General features: G+C 54.5%; 18 protein-coding genes. 4 read left to right on the forward strand and 14 right to left on the reverse strand.

The window, feature by feature from the left end:
- Nucleotides 1-27 precede the first annotated feature (27 nt).
- Complete coding sequence (locus tag AO726_RS02775; RefSeq protein ID WP_058066517.1) at nt 28-1263, forward strand: site-specific integrase; 1236 nt, start codon at nt 28-30, stop codon at nt 1261-1263.
- Nucleotides 1264-1300: 37 nt separating this feature from the next.
- On the opposite strand, the gene AO726_RS02780 is transcribed toward AO726_RS02775, so the two are convergent.
- Nucleotides 1301-1852, reverse strand: a complete 552-nt coding sequence (locus AO726_RS02780; RefSeq protein WP_241492038.1) for a hypothetical protein — start codon at nt 1850-1852, stop codon at nt 1301-1303.
- Entirely contained in the window at nt 1810-2118 is a 309-nt protein-coding gene (locus tag AO726_RS02785; protein WP_058066519.1) for a type II toxin-antitoxin system TacA family antitoxin, read from the reverse strand. Before AO726_RS02785 ends, AO726_RS02780 begins: the two co-directional genes overlap by 43 nt.
- Nucleotides 2119-2534: 416 nt before the next feature.
- Between AO726_RS02785 and mutS the strand changes: the two genes are divergently transcribed.
- Nucleotides 2535-5102 (forward strand): DNA mismatch repair protein MutS, encoded by a 2568-nt coding sequence (gene mutS / locus AO726_RS02790; protein WP_162491573.1) that lies wholly within the window; start codon nt 2535-2537, stop codon nt 5100-5102.
- Between the two features lie 132 nt (nt 5103-5234).
- Entirely contained in the window at nt 5235-5558 is a 324-nt protein-coding gene (gene fdxA / locus AO726_RS02795; RefSeq protein WP_058066521.1) for a ferredoxin FdxA, read from the forward strand.
- A gap of 418 nt (nt 5559-5976) precedes the next feature.
- On the opposite strand, the gene rpoS is transcribed toward fdxA, so the two are convergent.
- The 9 genes from rpoS to AO726_RS02835 all read right to left on the reverse strand — a co-directional run bounded on the left by rpoS (nt 5977) and on the right by AO726_RS02835 (nt 14046).
- Nucleotides 5977-6975: an RNA polymerase sigma factor RpoS gene (gene rpoS / locus AO726_RS02800; RefSeq protein WP_058066522.1), complete on the reverse strand. Its 999-nt coding sequence runs from the start codon at nt 6973-6975 to the stop codon at nt 5977-5979.
- Nucleotides 6976-7081: 106 nt separating this feature from the next.
- Nucleotides 7082-7948, reverse strand: a complete 867-nt coding sequence (locus AO726_RS20870) for a peptidoglycan DD-metalloendopeptidase family protein (RefSeq protein ID WP_082629056.1) — start codon at nt 7946-7948, stop codon at nt 7082-7084.
- Between the two features lie 95 nt (nt 7949-8043).
- On the reverse strand, nt 8044-8982 hold the full coding sequence (locus AO726_RS02805; protein ID WP_058066523.1) for a DUF368 domain-containing protein: 939 nt from the start codon (nt 8980-8982) through the stop codon (nt 8044-8046).
- A 21-nt stretch (nt 8983-9003) separates the two neighbouring features.
- Entirely contained in the window at nt 9004-9639 is a 636-nt protein-coding gene (locus AO726_RS02810; protein WP_162491574.1) for a protein-L-isoaspartate(D-aspartate) O-methyltransferase, read from the reverse strand.
- Between the two features lie 41 nt (nt 9640-9680).
- Complete coding sequence (gene surE, locus AO726_RS02815) at nt 9681-10430, reverse strand: 5'/3'-nucleotidase SurE (RefSeq protein WP_058066524.1); 750 nt, start codon at nt 10428-10430, stop codon at nt 9681-9683.
- Nucleotides 10418-11476 carry a tRNA pseudouridine(13) synthase TruD gene (truD, locus tag AO726_RS02820; protein ID WP_058066525.1) on the reverse strand — a complete coding sequence of 353 codons (1059 nt, stop codon included), beginning with the start codon at nt 11474-11476 and terminating at the stop codon, nt 10418-10420. Before truD ends, surE begins: the two co-directional genes overlap by 13 nt.
- Nucleotides 11473-11946 (reverse strand): 2-C-methyl-D-erythritol 2,4-cyclodiphosphate synthase, encoded by a 474-nt coding sequence (ispF, locus tag AO726_RS02825; RefSeq protein ID WP_058066526.1) that lies wholly within the window; start codon nt 11944-11946, stop codon nt 11473-11475. The genes truD and ispF overlap by 4 nt, the downstream gene beginning before the upstream one ends.
- A gap of 87 nt (nt 11947-12033) precedes the next feature.
- Nucleotides 12034-12879 (reverse strand): S-formylglutathione hydrolase, encoded by an 846-nt coding sequence (gene fghA / locus AO726_RS02830; RefSeq protein ID WP_058066527.1) that lies wholly within the window; start codon nt 12877-12879, stop codon nt 12034-12036.
- A gap of 54 nt (nt 12880-12933) precedes the next feature.
- Nucleotides 12934-14046, reverse strand: a complete 1113-nt coding sequence (locus tag AO726_RS02835) for an S-(hydroxymethyl)glutathione dehydrogenase/class III alcohol dehydrogenase (protein ID WP_058066528.1) — start codon at nt 14044-14046, stop codon at nt 12934-12936.
- Between the two features lie 127 nt (nt 14047-14173).
- On the opposite strand from AO726_RS02835, the gene AO726_RS02840 reads away from it, so the two are divergent.
- Complete coding sequence (locus tag AO726_RS02840) at nt 14174-15064, forward strand: LysR substrate-binding domain-containing protein (protein ID WP_058066529.1); 891 nt, start codon at nt 14174-14176, stop codon at nt 15062-15064.
- On the opposite strand, the gene ispD is transcribed toward AO726_RS02840, so the two are convergent.
- The 3 genes from ispD to eno all read right to left on the reverse strand — a co-directional run bounded on the left by ispD (nt 15065) and on the right by eno (nt 17471).
- The gene (gene ispD, locus AO726_RS02845) at nt 15065-15778 is read right to left on the reverse strand and encodes a 2-C-methyl-D-erythritol 4-phosphate cytidylyltransferase (RefSeq protein WP_058066530.1); all 714 of its coding nucleotides are present in this window, start codon (nt 15776-15778) and stop codon (nt 15065-15067) included.
- Nucleotides 15775-16056 carry a cell division protein FtsB gene (gene ftsB / locus AO726_RS02850; protein ID WP_058066531.1) on the reverse strand — a complete coding sequence of 94 codons (282 nt, stop codon included), beginning with the start codon at nt 16054-16056 and terminating at the stop codon, nt 15775-15777. The genes ispD and ftsB overlap by 4 nt, the downstream gene beginning before the upstream one ends.
- Nucleotides 16057-16181: 125 nt before the next feature.
- A complete protein-coding gene (gene eno, locus AO726_RS02855) occupies nt 16182-17471 on the reverse strand; it encodes a phosphopyruvate hydratase (RefSeq protein ID WP_058066532.1) in 1290 nt (429 codons plus the stop codon).
- Nucleotides 17472-17485: the final 14 nt, after the last annotated feature.

Below are 17485 nucleotides of genomic sequence, written 5' to 3' on the forward strand. Positions count from 1 at the left end.
CACAGGCCAACGGAGAACACAACGTAAATGAGCAGCACAACACAAGCAAAAGCGAGCCTGGAGGCCGAGCTGGCAAAACACCCCGGCATCGAGATTCACGGCAACAGCATCCGGGTCGTATTTATGTGGCGCAGACGCCGCTACCGCGAAACCCTCGGGCTCCCCCTGACCAAAGCCAATATCAAGCACGCTGCCCTGCTACGGGCAGCCGTATTGCATGACATCAAGATCGGCACCTTTGATTACGGTCGGCACTTTCCTAACTCGCGTAATGCCACAAATTTCAGCAATACAAAGGATGAACGCCTGCATGCGTTGCTGGAGCGCTACAAGCCGCTTAAGGCTGTCGATATCACCACAGAGACGCAGAGTCGCTATTTTGCAGCGTTGGATATCTGCGTAGACCTGTTGGGCGGCAATAGACTGGGCAGCATCTTACTGCCAGAGGATATTCAGAAGCTGCGGGTTGAGCTAATCGCAGGGCGCGCCACCTCAACGACAAATCATTATCTGGCAACACTAGCGGGCTTCCTGAATTGGTGTGAGAGCAACGGCTACTGCCGCAAAGGCCTGGCTGAAGCTTGCACACGCTTCACGATGACAGACAGAGACCCAGACCCACTCACCAAGAGTGAGTTTGAGGCGCTGCTGGATAAGGGGTGCCTGCACCCTATGGACCACGCTGCTATTACGCTGGCGGTGTACACAGGCCTCAGGCCGGGGGAGTTGTGCGCACTGGCACGGGAGGATGTGGATATGGCCAACGGGCTGATCCATGTGAACCGGTCAATCACCAGCTCGGGTACGTTCAAACTGCCGAAAACGGGGAAAAAGCGCACGGTTATGCTCTTCCCCCCAGCCCTTGAAGCCTGCCGGGTGCTGCTGGGCATTAAGCACGGCATAGCCCCTCAAAAGCTGGCGATTGAGCTAAACCGCCATGAGTCAGTACAGGAAACCGTCACGCCACTGCTGACACCACTGGTACAAGCCCGCAGAAAGCAGATCAATACATGGTTCGTACCCACCGCTTGGAATACCAAGTGGCACAACATTCAGCGCCGGGCAAAGATCCGCCCACGCCGACCGTATCAAACAAGACACACCTACGCCTGCTGGTGTTTAGTAGCCCGTGGTAACCTTGCGTTCATAGCCAAGCAGATGGGCCACAAAGACTTCACGATGCTAGTACAGGTGTACGCCAAGTGGATGGACGACGAGTCTCCGAACGAACTTTCTAGCATCTGGGCTGGTATGTCTCGCTGAGCTTTGTGGGGTAGACATTTACATCTGCCCCACAAACCTAGAAGTTACCATCATCCAAATTCTTCAGCTGACGAAGTGAAAGCATCATTGTAAGTGGCGACAGGTCCGGGCAACGCTGAAAACCAGCCTCTTTCGCATAAAAGTCAGCTAAGCGGTCGTTAAGCGGGTGCACAAGGATTGCTGAAATGGCAATATCTTCTGACGCAACAATACACCTGCGAATTGCATCTTGAAGCAGATCAACTGAGTACCCGTATCCTTGTGCGGCTACAGTAACCCCCATTCGCCCCAGAATAGTCACAGGGTGGACAGTAGGCGAGTTACGCTGATAGCTTTTAGGTATTACATTCTCTCGCACGACCGATCCTGCCGAAAGCGTGTAATACCCTGCCACAATATTAGTACCCTTAAAGCAAGAGACATAGACAACAGAATGCTTGTTCTCTTGGGCCTTCCTTGCCTTCTTGTGCAGGAAATCATTGATTGTGGCCTCGCCGCAATCGAACTCACTTACATCATGAAATTTATTTAATTTTTCAGGTTTACTCAGCTCCACCGGGCTGGTCTGGACATCAATTTCTGTAGGCACTTGTTACTCCTTATTGGATTATCATCAAGCGCCCTCTCGAAACGGCCAAATGCATCATCGTTGAGCAAGAAAAGCTGTCGATCCATGATTACATCCTCGGCCCGCTTGCATGCAGCCTCCAGAATAAAACTGGTCCGATCAGTCCCCAACAACTCCACAGCCGCATCAATCAGGCTTCTTTTTTTGGTATCTACCCGCATGTTTATTGGCACGGGTTTCTCCCTTTCAACCACTGGGCTCGAAAGGCAGTTCATTACTTGGGTCATTACCCACTCCTCCTAGTGTTACAAATTACAACTCTGAAACTTTTCAAACCTCCTTAACTGTGTTCACACCCCTCGGGCGTTTCGGTTTTCTTTACACATTAATAGTTCCTCTCTGTGTTTTTGAGCCTATAGACTCGACGCTTACACTGGGCATTTAGCCCACGTAGTGCATGATAACATCATGTGTAGCTAATGTATAGCCAGATACACAAATGACTTACAAAATTCACGAACGGCCCCACGGCTAGAAAATTGGTAGCCGTGATACTCTTAAGAAGCAGCAGGAATCAAAGCAGATCATTTAGCACCAAGTTCTTAGCGCCAATAGAACAGGGCAACCAATAGAGCCTCTCTCTTGCCCCAAATATGCCCCACGCTTTTAATACAAGACTCGTAAGTTACTGATGAATAAAGCAATTCAAGATTTATCTAGTCATACGCCGATGATGCAGCAATATTGGAAGCTGAAGAATCAGCACCCAGATCAGCTGATGTTTTACCGCATGGGCGACTTTTACGAGATTTTCTATGAGGACGCGAAAAAAGCCGCCAAGTTGCTGGATATCACCTTAACTGCTCGCGGCCAATCAGCCGGTCAGTCCATTCCTATGTGCGGCATTCCGTTCCATGCCGCCGAAGGTTATCTGGCCAAGCTGGTTAAATTGGGCGAATCCGTCGTGATCTGCGAACAGATCGGCGATCCGGCCACCAGTAAAGGGCCGGTCGAGCGCCAAGTTGTGCGCATCATTACCCCCGGCACCGTCAGTGACGAGGCCCTTTTGGATGAGCGCCGCGACAACCTCCTTGCCGCAGTACTCGGAGATGAACGCCTATTCGGCCTGGCGGTGCTTGATATCACCAGCGGTCGCTTCAGCGTGATGGAAATCAAAGGCTGGGAAAGTCTGCTGGCCGAACTCGAACGCCTCAACCCGGTTGAGCTGTTGATCCCGGATGATTGGCCACAAGGTCTGCCTGCCGAAAAGCGCCGAGGCTCACGCCGCCGCGCACCATGGGACTTTGAGCGGGATACCGCGCATAAAAGCCTGTGCCAACAGTTCGGCACGCAGGATCTCAAAGGCTTTGGCTGCGAGAACCTAACGCTGGCCATCGGGGCCGCTGGTTGCCTGCTGAGCTACGCCAAAGAGACGCAACGCACCGCCTTGCCACACTTGCGCAGCCTACGCCACGAGCGCCTGGACGACACGGTCATCCTCGACGGTGCCAGCCGCCGCAACTTGGAGCTGGATGTCAACTTGGCCGGTGGCCGCGACAACACCCTGCAATCCGTTGTCGACCGCTGCCAGACTGCTATGGGCAGCCGCCTGCTCAGCCGCTGGTTAAACCGCCCACTGCGAGATCGTACCGTCCTTGAAGCTCGCCAAGAGTCGATTGCCTGCCTGCTCGAACGCTATCGTTTCGAGACGCTGCAACCTCAACTGAAGGAAATCGGCGATCTGGAGCGAATTCTAGCCCGTATCGGCCTGCGTAATGCTCGCCCACGGGACTTGGCCCGCCTGCGCGATGCTCTGGCAGCGCTGCCTGAACTACAAATGGCGATGGTCAACCTGGAAGCGCCGCACCTCAGCGAACTGGCCAGCACCATCAGTACCTACCCGGAATTGGCCGATCTGCTCGCCCGCGCCATCATCGAAAACCCGCCCGCTGTGATCCGCGATGGCGGCGTACTCAAAACTGGCTATGACGCGGAGCTTGATGAGCTGCAAGCCCTCAGCGAGAACGCTGGTCAGTATCTGATGGATCTGGAAGCGCGGGAGAAAGCCCGCACCGGCCTGGCCAACCTCAAAGTCGGCTACAACCGTGTTCACGGCTACTTTATTGAGCTGCCAAGCAAACAGGCCGAGTCAGCTCCGGCCGACTATATCCGTCGCCAAACCCTCAAAGGCGCAGAGCGTTTCATCACGCCAGAGCTGAAAGAATTTGAAGACAAGGCGTTGTCGGCCAAAACCCGCGCTCTGGCAAGGGAAAAAATGCTCTACGACGAACTTCTGGAGCAGTTAATTACCCATCTGGGGCCACTTCAGGACAGCGCGGCTGCTCTGGCCGAACTCGATGTACTCAGTAACCTGAGTGAGCGCGCCCTGAACCTTGATCTGAACCGCCCGCGCTTTGTTGACGAACCGTGCATGCGAATTGATCAGGGACGCCACCCGGTGGTGGAGCAAGTGCTGACTACACCGTTCGTGGCCAACGATCTGAATCTGGATGACAACACTCGTATGTTGATCATTACCGGCCCGAACATGGGCGGTAAATCCACTTACATGCGCCAGACAGCGCTGATCGTACTGCTCGCCCACATAGGCAGTTTCGTCCCCGCGAAAAGCTGCGAACTGTCGCTGGTCGACCGCATTTTCACGCGTATTGGCTCCAGTGATGATCTGGCCGGTGGCCGCTCAACCTTTATGGTGGAAATGAGCGAAACCGCCAATATCCTGCATAACGCTACGGAACACAGCTTGGTGCTGATGGATGAAGTGGGCCGAGGCACCAGCACCTTTGACGGCCTCTCGCTGGCCTGGGCCGCTGCTGAACAGCTAGCCAAGCTGCGCGCCTATACCTTGTTTGCCACGCATTACTTCGAGCTGACCGTTCTGCCGGAGAGCCAGCCGGTTGTGGCCAACGTGCACCTCAATGCCACCGAGCACAACGAACGTATTGTGTTCCTCCACCATGTTCTGCCCGGCCCCGCCAGTCAGAGCTATGGTCTGGCTGTTGCACAACTGGCGGGTGTACCGAATGAAGTTATTCAGCGTGCTAAAGAACATCTGGCACGCTTGGAAACCACCAGCCTGCCCCACGACGTACCACGCATCCAAGACCAGCAAAACACAGCGCCGATGCAGAGCGATCTCTTCGCCAGCCTCCCCCACCCTCTGGTGGAAGAATTGCAAAAGATCAATCCAGACGACATTACGCCGCGAAAAGCACTGGAACTTTTATATGCTTGGAAAACTCGGTTCTAAACATCTTGCTCACAAGCTGATAGAATCGCGCGCATTTTTACGATAGCCCGACTTATAGCCTGAGCCGTGGCCCATACCTAGCCCAAAACCCGCTCAGATGGGATGGGCTAGTGCCCGAGGAGAGAATCAGACATGACCTTCGTCGTTACCGACAACTGCGTCAAATGCAAATACACCGACTGCGTTGAAGTGTGCCCGGTGGATTGCTTTTACGAAGGCCCGAACTTCCTGGTGATTCACCCGGATGAGTGCATTGACTGCGCCCTGTGCGAGCCAGAGTGTCCGGCCCAGGCCATCTTCTCTGAAGACGAAGTGCCTGAAGATCAGCAGGAATATATTGAGCTGAATGCTGAGTTGGCCGAAGTATGGCCAAACATCACCGAGAAAAAAGATTCTCTGCCTGATGCAGAAGAGTGGGATGGTGTGAAGGACAAACTGCAGTATCTCGAGCGTTAATTCGCAGCCAACAACAAAAAACCCGCCTTGTGCGGGTTTTTTCATTTTTTGCAGGCAAAAAAAAAGGGGCGGTTTAACCCGCCCACTCTTTTGTCCCTATTCCCTTTTTCCTTTCATCATCCTGATGAACTGTTTCCTTACAGCGTCCCTAACCACCATCCTGGCAGTTGTGCTTCTCCCTAAGCACGGTTTAGATACTATCGTTTTACAGATTCATATCAACTGAGCTTGAGGCAGAAAAAATCAGCTCAGCAGCGCGAAAAGAATTAAAAACACCAATTAAATCAATGGGTTGTTAAATCAAACACAAATCACCTAAGCTTTCTTTAGACCTACTCCTACACAAATGTAAGCCATGGCTTACAAGAAGAGACAACAAAAAGCCCGACTCATGCCGGGCTTGGTTTTCGAAAACCTGTCACTGAAACAGGGACTCACTCGACAGGCCATTCTTTTCGAGGATCTCACGGAGCCTTTTAAGTGCCTCCACTTGTATCTGCCTCACACGCTCACGTGTCAAGCCTATCTCCTGCCCTACTTCTTCCAACGTCGCACTTTCATGCCCACGCAGGCCAAATCGGCGAATTACTACCTCACGCTGTTTTTCGGTCAGTTCAGATAGCCACTGATCGATGCTTTGGGACAGATCATCATCCTGCAACAGCTCGCAAGGGTCGGTGGGGCGCTCGTCCGTCAGCGTATCAAGCAGCGTCTTGTCAGAGTCCTGCCCCAGAGAAACATCAACGGAGGAGACCCGCTCATTCAGGCCCAACATGCGCTTCACTTCACTGACTGGCTTCTCCAGCAGATTGGCGATTTCCTCAGCAGAAGGCTCATGGTCAAGCTTCTGAGTCAGCTCACGCGCTGCACGCAGATAGATATTTAGTTCTTTTACAACATGAATCGGTAATCGAATGGTCCGGGTCTGATTCATGATCGCCCGTTCGATTGTCTGGCGAATCCACCACGTCGCGTAGGTAGAAAAACGAAAACCTCGTTCTGGGTCGAACTTCTCGACGGCACGAATCAATCCTAGATTGCCCTCTTCAATGAGGTCCAACAGTGACAAACCACGATTGACATAACGACGGGCAATTTTGACTACAAGTCGCAAATTGCTTTCGATCATTCGCTTACGACCAGCCGGATCACCCTTTTGCGCAAGACGTGCGAAATGCACTTCTTCCTCTGGGGTTAGCAGCGGAGAGAAGCCAATTTCGTTGAGATACAGTTGCGTTGCATCAAGTGCACGGGTGTAGTCAATAAACTTGTGCTGTTTATTGAGCCCAAGGGCTGATGAGTTTTCTTGGCGGAAGGACTTGTCAGTGACGTCATCGTCTAGAACGACTGTAGGCTCCATGAGGAGCACTTCATCCTCGACGTCAAACTCCGGCGCTTCTTTATGATTGAGAGCCATTATTCTTATCCCTTGCTGAGTTCGACAGCAGGCCCCGAATCAACCAACTCCTATGTATCAGCGGGGCCTATCCATTTGCACGCAATTGGGACAGTAAAGGCTCAGATCATCGTCGAGGCAGGTATTGCAGTGGGTCTACAGGCTTGCCTTGGCGGCGAACCTCAAAATGAAGTTTGACACGGTCAGTCCCCGTGGAGCCCATTTCCGCAATCTTCTGTCCAGCTTTAACCTTTTGCCCCTCCTGCACCAACAACCTACGGTTGTGTCCATATGCACTGACGTAGGTATCGCTGTGTTTGATGATCACTAACTCACCGTAACCACGTAGTCCACTTCCCGCATATACGACGGATCCATCAGACGCAGCTAAAACAGGCTGGCCCAATTCTCCGCTTATATCAATCCCTTTATTCAAACTGCCGTTTGAAGAAAATCGACCAATAACCTGACCATTTGTGGGCCAAATCCACCCAGATGGTGATTTTTCAGTAGCAGGCAACGAGCTGACCGCAGCACTGGTTTGTGCAGCTGGACGTGACTGTGTTGTAGCAGGCCTAGTTAAAACTACCGTACTAGAGCGGCTCGCACTACCACTGCTCGATGGACTAGTCCGTGTAGCCTGAGCCGCACTTGCAACAGAGGAAGTCGCCGGCTGGCCATCAAAACGAATAACCTGACCGACGCGGATAACGTATGGCGGAGAAATTTTGTTACGAGCAGCAAGGGCTTTCCAGTCCCAGCCATAACGAAAGGCGATGGAATACAAGGTATCGCCACGCTGTACACGGTACTGGCCACTGGTCACAGGTTGGCGACGCTGAGCAGCGTTAGTACTGCTGGTACGATCCTCAACATAAACCTGACTAGACGATGAACTGGTGCAGCCACTGATAAGAGAACTCAGAACAAAGCCACTCAGCAGGCAGCGAACAGCGCTGGAGCGTATCGACCGTTGTATCGCTGTGATACCCACCCATTTCTCCCCATTCTTATTGGATTCAATAACAGCAGCCTGCGAGTCTGCCATCATGCCCCTAGAGCTTAGTGCAATAGCCATACCCTGCCGGTTCATTCGTTACGAGCGAGTCCTGGCTGCGAACGCTTTCCTAGCCACTCCATGCCCAGAACCATAACAACCCCGGATAGAGCCAACGCGATCGCGAATATAAGCTGTGGATCCTGCCCAACCAGATCATTGAATGTATGCGGCCAGAGGTTTTCCTGCAGCAGCGGATAAGACTCACCATGACTGTTTGTCTGCCATGTGAGGGTCTGCTTCCACGGCCAGACCTTACCCAGCGAACCCAGCATCAAGCCTGCGAGGAAGGCCAGCGTTACGTCACGAACGTGAAGCAGCAACCAGCCCAACAGGCGCGAAAATGTCATCAGTCCCAGCGCACACCCCGCGCAAAAGACTGTAAGCACGACAAGATCAAAGTTCTTCACTGCCCCCAGAACCACTGGATAAAGCCCCAAAAGCACCAGAATAAAACTGCCGGAAATACCTGGCAGAATCATCGCGCTGATCGCAACAGCCCCAGCCAGGAAAAGAATCAGTGGTGTTGCTTCAAGCTGCAGGGGCGCTGCCAAGGTAATCCAGATAGCCAATGCCAGGCCGGCAGCAAATGTCACCACTCGGCCCACATTCCACAAGACCACTTCACGCCCGACCAGATAGACAGATACCAACACTAGCCCGAAGAAGAAGGACCACAGTGGTACCGGATGCTCCAGCATCAAATAACTAATCAAGCGTGCCAAAGTAAAAACACTGGTCAAGATGCCCAGCAGGACGATCAGCAGAAACGTGGCATTGCAGACTGTCCAGGCTTCCTTGATACGCCCGCGCAGAAACAGAGCAATGGCCTGTGGCGCCGCAGAGAACGAAGCCAGCAACTTGTCGTAGATGCCGGTAATCAGCGCAACCGTGCCCCCGGAAAAACCCGGCACCACGTCTACAGCTCCCATGGCTAAACCTTTTAAATACAGCAGTACAGATTCTTTCACAGGATCATCCAAATCGAATTATCAGGTCAGAGTCCCGTTAAGCAACGGTACAAAGCGCACAGCATCCAGTACCTGCCGGGTAAATCCATCTTCTTCTCTGACGATAAGCAGCAGTTCCTGCACATCTCCGGCACCAACCGGAATAACCAGTCGCCCTCCTGGAGCCAACTGGTCAAGCAGGGCCTGCGGTACATTAGAAGCCGCAGCTGTAACGATAATGCCGTTGTACGGCCCTAAAGCGTTCCAGCCTTCCCAGCCGTCGCCCCAGCGGAACACCACATTACGCAGGTTTAGCTGAGCCAGACGCTCTTTGGCTTTATCTTGCAGGGTTTGAATGCGCTCTACGGTGAATACGCGCTCGACCAGTTGCGCCAAGATCGCGGTCTGGTATCCCGAGCCAGTACCGATCTCCAGCACCTTGTCCAATGGACCGGCGGCCAGCAGCAGCTCGCTCATGCGGGCCACCATATAAGGCTGGGAGATAGTTTGGTTACAGCCGATCGGCAGCGCGGTGTCCTCATAGGCACGGTGAGCCAGAGCTTCATCCACAAACAGATGGCGCGGCGTGCGGCGGATTGTTTCCAGCACGTGGGCGTTGCTCAGACCTTCTTCATACAGGCGCTGGATCAAACGTTCACGGGTCCGCTGGGAGGTCATACCAATCCCGTGATGATTCAATTCTTCACGCTCACGGCGAATCACAGTAAGTCCTCCACCCATGTTTGCATGGGACCGAAGCCTTCCTGGAACGTACGATCCAGCTGTAAAGGGGTAATCGAAACATATCCTTGCATGACTGCGTGAAAATCCGTTCCTTGTCCGCCATCTTCTGCGTCTCCGGCAACCGAGATCCAGTAGCCTTCCTTGCCACGTGGATTAACGACCTTAACCGGAGCTGCGGCACGCGCACGGTGCCCGAGGCGAGTCAGTTTGATGCCGCGAATATGATCCAGCGGCAGATTGGGGATATTGACATTAAGCACAGTTCGCGGCGGTAGTTCCAAGCGCCCCTGCGCTTCGATCAGCTTGCGAGCGACATAGGCCGCTGTAGGCAGATTGTCCGGCTGCCGGGAAAGTAATGAAAACGCAAAGGCCGGGCGCTGCAGAAAGCGCCCTTCCAACGCAGCCCCCACCGTCCCCGAATAGAGCACATCGTCGCCAAGGTTTGCGCCCAGGTTGATGCCAGACACAACAATATCTGCCACATCGGGCAGCAGGCCGTTTAGCCCCAGATGCACACAGTCAGTGGGGGTGCCATTGAGGCTGATGAATCCATTGGACAAGGTGGTTGGATGCAGCGGGCGGTCCAGCGTCAACGCGCTGCTCACGCCGCTTTTGTCCTGATCAGGAGCAATGACGGTACAACTCGCATAATCGGCCAATGCCTCGTACAGCGCAGCCAGGCCAGGTGCGGCCACCCCATCATCATTAGAAATCAGAATACGCATGTATTTTCCGTCTGCCCTGCAGGCAAAAGATCAACCAGCTCGCGCACTACGACAGTGGCGAAGCATCCAGCCGGCAGGACGAATTCCAGTTGCAGAATGTCAGACCCGGGATAATGCCACGACAGGCCGCTAATGGGGAGGCGCAGGATGCGACGTTCGTGGTTCATGCCAGCATCAGCCAGCCACGCCACCAGTGTCGGCTCTTGCTGCGCCAGCGCCTGCTCGAGATGTTGCTCAACCCCGCCCGCAGTGGACTGACCCGCCCCCCATAAAGGTCCTGTGGGATGCAGATCAAGCTTTTCCAGGCGTGGATCTGAACACTGCGCCTCCTCTGCCAGAAAAAAACTGCGGCTGTCTGTAAACGCCAACAGATCTCCCGGCAGGGCCTGATTCCAAGTCTGCGCCAACACTCGCTCGGCCAATACCTTGTTAAACAGGTAGCTGCGAACAGCTGAAAGCAGCCTGGAGCGGATGTTGCGCTTCTCAGGTAACTTTCGTTCATCCGCAAAATGACGGGCATGAGCGATGTTTCCACCCTCATAACCGAATCGTTGCAAGCCGTAATAATTCGGCACGCCGTTAGTAGCAATCAGTTGCAGGCGCTGTTCAAGCGCAGCGCGATCAACTTCAAGCTGGGTCAGACGCAGGGTAAAGCCATTGGCCGAATGCGCGCCACGTTGTAATTTACGGGTATGACGCTGTTGCTTGAGAATGCGCAGACTGGCGTTTTCAGCCGTACTCAGATCAGGATCAGCCTTACCCGGCAGATGCAGGCTGAACCACTGGCGGGTCAGAGCCTGGCGGTCCTTCAGGCCCGCGTAACTGATCAAACGCAACGGAACACTGGCAGCTTTGGCAATACGCTTGGCCGCTTCTTCAGTGTTCAGCTCGCGCTTTTCCACCCACAACCACAGATGTTCGCCCTCGCCCGCCAACGGAATATCCAAGACCTCATCGACCTGGAAATCTTCAGCGACCGCCTTAAGCACCGCTGTACCGCATGCGCCGCCGTAGGCGCGAGGACCCAGCAGTTCGAGTTCATTCATTGCTTCACCAGCAGCGCCACAGCATGAACGGCAATGCCTTCTTCACGTCCTGTGAATCCCAGTTTTTCTGTGGTGGTGGCCTTTACGTTGACCTGATCCAGCTCGACCTGCAGGTCCTCGGCAATCAGGTTGCGCATGGTTTCAATGTGCGCTGCCATCTTCGGGGCCTGGGCGACGATCGTGGCGTCCACATTCCCCACTTGCCAGCCGCGGGCGTGAAGCAGAGACACCACATGGCGCAGCAAAACACGGCTGTCAGCACCTTTGTAGGCTGCATCCGTATCCGGGAAATGCTTGCCGATATCCCCCAGCGCAGCAGCGCCCAGCAGTGCGTCCGCCAGAGCGTGCAGCAACACATCTCCATCCGAGTGAGCCAGCAACCCGAATTTATGAGGAATCTGTACGCCACCCAGGGTAATAAAGCTGCCCTCGGTGAAGCGATGAACGTCGTAACCGTGACCAATACGCATAAAAAACTACGCCCTGAAAAAGTCAGGGCGCAATTCTACATCCTCACAATGACTTACTGGCGAACGCGTATGCTTTACTTGTCGGTTTTAGCCTTTCAATGCACTGGCATGATGTCGTAAGTGGTCATCAATAAAGCTGGCGATGAAGTAATAGCTGTGGTCATAGCCCGGCTGCATACGCAACGTCAGCGGATGGCCAGCTGCCTGCGCGGCGGCTTTGAGTGCTTCCGGCTTGAGCTGACCTTCGAGAAAGTCATCACGATCGCCCTGATCCACCAAAATCGGCAATCTCTCACTGGCATCTGCAATCAGCGCACAGGTATCCCACTCGCGCCAGCGCGAGCGGTCTTCCCCAAGATAGTTGCTGAAAGCCTTTTCGCCCCACGGACAATTAACCGGGTTGGTGATTGGAGCAAAGGCCGAAACCGACAGGTAACGCCCCGGATTACGCAGCGCACAGATCAGCGCGCCATGACCGCCCATAGAATGACCACTGATACCACGCTTATCCGATACCGGAAAGTTCGCCTCAATCAGAGCAGGCAGTTCCTGTACCACATAGTCATACATACGGTAATGACGGGCCCAAGGCTCCTGGGTTGCATTGACATAAAAGCCCGCCCCCAGCCCAAAATCCCAAGCCTTATCCGGATCATCCGGTACGTCTTCACCACGCGGACTGGTATCGGGCGCAACGATAATCAGCCCCAGCTCAGCGGCGAGTTTATGCGCGCCAGCCTTCTGCATGAAGTTTTCGTCCGTGCAGGTCAAGCCGCTCAGCCAGTACAGCACCGGCAATTTTTCACCCTGCTCGGCCTGGGGCGGCAGGTACACCGCAAACACCATGTCGCAGCCGAGGACAGATGAACGGTGGCGGTAACGCTTATGCCAACCGCCCGCACTCTTCTGGCAAGAGATATTTTCCAGCGTCATAAGATCCCCTCAGGACCAGTGCGGGCAACCATTTATAGCTGCCCGCAAGATGGATCAGTAGTGGATTACGGTACGGATGCTCTTGCCTTCGTGCATCAGGTCGAATGCCTTGTTGATGTCATCCAGGCCCATAGTGTGAGTGATAAAGGTATCCAGTGGGATTTCGCCCTTCTGAGCCTTTTCCACATAGCTCGGCAGCTCAGTACGGCCTTTCACACCACCAAAAGCAGAGCCACGCCATACACGCCCCGTGACCAACTGGAACGGACGGGTACTGATTTCAGCACCTGCTTCAGCGACACCAATGATCACCGACTCGCCCCAGCCTTTGTGCGCACATTCCAACGCAGCACGCATCAGCTGCACGTTGCCAACGCACTCAAAGCTGTAATCCACACCGCCATCAGTCATCTCAACGATGACCTCCTGGATCGGCTTGGCGAAATCCTTCGGATTGACGAAGTCAGTAGCGCCCAGCTCACGGGCCACATCAAATTTGGCCGGATTAATATCGATAGCGATGATGCGCGAGGCTTTAGCCATCTTGGCGCCGATGATTGCGGCCAAACCAATACCGCCCAGACCAAACACCGCTACGGTTGCACCCTCTTCAACTTTGGCAGTGTTCAACACCGCACCGATACCGGTGGTGACACCGCAGCCCAGCAGGCAGACCTTCTCAAGCGGCGCTTCTTTCGGAATTACAGCCAGGGAGACTTCCGGCAGAACGGTGTACTCCGAGAAGGTCGAACAGCCCATGTAGTGATAGATCGGCTCGCCGTTGTAGCTGAAACGGCTGGTGCCGTCCGGCATAAGCCCCTTGCCCTGGGTGGCACGCACAGAGCTGCACAGATTGGTCTTGCCGGATTTGCAGAATTTGCACTCGCGGCACTCCGCGGTGTACAGCGGAATCACGTGATCGCCCACTTTTACCGAGGTCACCCCCTCACCCACGGCCTCGACGATACCGCCACCTTCGTGACCCAGAATGGAAGGGAATACACCCTCAGAATCCGCACCGGAAAGTGTGTAAGCGTCGGTGTGGCAAACACCAGTGGCGACAATTCGCACCAACACTTCACCCGCTTTAGGCGGCGCAACATCCACTTCGACAATTTTCAGCGGTTCGTTGGGGGCAAAGGCTACAGCGGCACGGGACTTAATCATGACAGCTCTCTTGTTGAGGTTAGAACAATAGCCATGCAGTGTAGATCAATGCATGCGATAAATAATCGAACAAAAAACAAAACATTCTTGCTATATAGGGATAATCACCCCCAACAACGAGCCTCACATGAACCGCTGGGAAGGAATTGACGAATTTGTCGCCGTTGCCGAATGCGGCCAATTCACGGCAGCAGCTGAGCGACTAGGCCTCTCCTCTTCGCAAGTCAGCCGACAGATCGCCCGTCTTGAAGAGCGCCTGCAAACCCGACTGTTTTACCGTAGCACCCGACGTGTCGCCCTAACGGAAGCAGGCAGCACTTTTCTCCAACACTGCCAGCGACTTCAAGATGCGCGGGAAGAAGCGCTGCGCGCGATGGGAGATTTAGGCAGCGAACCCAAAGGGCTGCTGCGCATGACATGCGCCGTGGCCTACGGAGAGCGTTTTATCGCCCCACTGGTGACCGACTTCATGCTGCAATACCCGCAGCTACGGGTTGAGATCGAACTGAGTAACCGCACCCTCGACTTGCTGCATGAGGGGCTTGATTTGGCTATCCGCCTGGGACGCCTGCAAGATTCACGACTGGTTGCCAGCCGGCTTGCTCCCCGGCAGATGTACCTTTGTGCAGCCCCAGCGTACCTCGAACATTATGGCCGCCCCCACAGCCTCTCAGAACTAGCCCGGCACAACTGCCTGATAGGCAGTACCGACCTGTGGAATTTCCAGAACGGCGGACGTGACGCCAGCATCCGGGTCAAAGGCAACTGGCGCTGCAACAGTGGTCAGGCAGTACTGGAGGCCACCCTACGCGGAATGGGGCTGTGCCAACTACCGGATTACTACGTATTGGAACACCTGCGCAGCGGCGCACTGGTGTCATTACTGGAAAATCAGCAACCACCGGATACTGCTGTCTGGGCGCTGTATCCGCAGCAGCGCCACCTGTCGCCAAAAGTGCGGCAACTGGTGGACCATCTAAAGAAAGGCTTATCTGAACGCAGCGAATACCGCACTTGATCAGGTGCGGTGCAGCCAGAGACGACTCAAACTGAGCAGGTCTTCAGGTCGAGTGACCTTAATGTTATCCGAGCGCCCCTCAACCAGACGTGGTGACTTGCCGCTCCACTCGATTGCAGACGCCTCATCAGTAACCACCACACCCGCAATCAGTGCATCGGCCATAGCGCGCTGCAACTCACCGACACGGAACATTTGCGGAGTTAACGCCTGCCAGATTGTTGAGCGATCTACCGTACTCTGCACACGACCATCCGCACCGGCCCGTTTCAAGGTATCTAGCGCTGGGACCGCCAACAAACCACCGACCGGATCATCTGCCAACTCACTTAGCAGCAGATCCAGATCGGCCCGGGACAAATTTGGCCGCGCTGCATCATGCACCAGCACCCAGTCATGGTCCCTGGCGCCCAGCTCAGTCAGTTTGAGTAAACCATTCAGCACAGAATCAGCACGTTCTGCACCGCCGTCCGCGCGCACAATTCGCGCATCACCGGCACAGGGCAACGCATGCCAGTAAGGGTCATGCTCAGCCAGGCTGACGACAATGCCGCGCAACTGTGGATGATCCAGAAAGCAATTCAGAGTGTGTTCGATGATGGTCTTGTCGACCAACTGCAAATACTGCTTGGGCCTGTCGGCTCGCATCCGGCTACCGATCCCGGCGGCGGGAATCAGTGCCCAGAAAAAGGGGGGATGATCTGAGTGCGTCATTCGGCCAACTGATAAAGGGTTTCGCCTTCCTTAAGCATACCCAGCTCATGGCGGGCGCGCTCCTCAACGGTCTCCATACCGCTTTTGAGTTCCATCACTTCAGCCTCAAGAATCCGGTTACGCTCCTGGAGCTGCTCGTTTTCGCCCTGCTGATCAACAATCTGCTGTTTAAGCTCGCGTACCTGCGCAAGGCTGCCATCCCCCACCCACAGGCGATACTGCAAGCCGGCCAGCAAAGCCAGTAGCACGACAAACACCCAGAATGATTGATTACGCATAGATGCAACAGATTCCAGACGAGCGAGGGGCGACAAATGTCGCCCCTCTTTTACCATGCCTTGGCTCGCGACAAAACGAGCAATGCGACCCAAAGCGATAGTCAGTACAAATTACTGCTTAGAACTTAGCCGCGGAACTCGGCACGCCCCTTGTAGGGAGCCTTGCCAGCCAGTTGCTCTTCAATGCGCAGCAGTTGGTTGTACTTGGAAACGCGGTCAGAACGGCACAGCGAGCCAGTCTTGATCTGGCCAGCGGCAGTACCAACAGCCAAGTCAGCAATGGTGCTGTCTTCAGTCTCGCCGCTGCGGTGGGAGATCACAGCAGTGAAACCAGCCGCCTTAGCCATCTGGATGGCTTCCAGGGTTTCAGTCAGCGAACCGATCTGGTTGAACTTGATCAGGATCGAGTTACCGATCTTCTCTTCAATGCCGCGCTTGAGGATCTTGGTGTTGGTTACGAACAGGTCGTCACCGACCAGCTGAACCTTCTCACCGATCTTGTCAGTCAGCACTTTCCAGCCTGCCCAATCTGACTCATCCATACCGTCTTCGATGGAGATGATCGGGTAACGCTGAGTCAGGCCAGCCAGATAATCGGCAAAACCTTCGGCGTTGAATACTTTGCCTTCGCCAGCCAGATCGTACTGGCCATCTTTGAAGAACTCGCTGGAAGCGCAATCCAGAGCCAGAGTGACATCATCACCCAGCTTGTAACCAGCATTGGCAACGGCTTCAGCGATTGCAGCCAGCGCATCTTCGTTGGAGGCCAAGTTCGGTGCAAAACCACCTTCATCACCTACCGCAGTGTTCAGACCACGGGCCTTCAGTACAGCTTTGAGGTGGTGGAAAATTTCGGCGCCCATGCGCAGTGCATCGGCAAAGTTCTTGGCACCAACCGGCTGAACCATGAACTCCTGGATATCAACATTGTTATCAGCATGCTCGCCACCGTTGATGATGTTCATCATCGGAACCGGCATGGAGTAAACGCCCGGGGTGCCGTTCAAGTCTGCAATGTGTGCGTACAGCGGTACACCTTTGGCCTGAGCTGCAGCTTTAGCAGCCGCCAAGGACACTGCCAGAATGGCATTAGCGCCCAGATTTGCTTTGTTTTCAGTGCCGTCCAGCTCGATCATCGCGCGGTCCAAAGCCTGCTGATTAGTGGCATCTTTGCCCAGCAGCAGGTCGCGGATCGGACCATTTACGTTGGCCACAGCTTTAAGAACGCCTTTACCCAGGTAACGGCTCTTGTCGCCATCACGCAGTTCCAGCGCTTCACGGGAACCGGTAGACGCACCAGACGGCGCGCAAGCGCTACCGATGATGCCGCCCTCGAGGATTACGTCGGCTTCCACAGTCGGATTACCACGGGAATCCAGAACCTCGCGGCCTTTGATGTCGACGATTTTTGCCATTGCGTGTAGCACTC

The organism is Pseudomonas sp. TTU2014-080ASC (genome assembly GCF_001446935.1).
In the GTDB taxonomy this organism is placed as follows: Bacteria; Pseudomonadota; Gammaproteobacteria; order Pseudomonadales; family Pseudomonadaceae; genus Aquipseudomonas.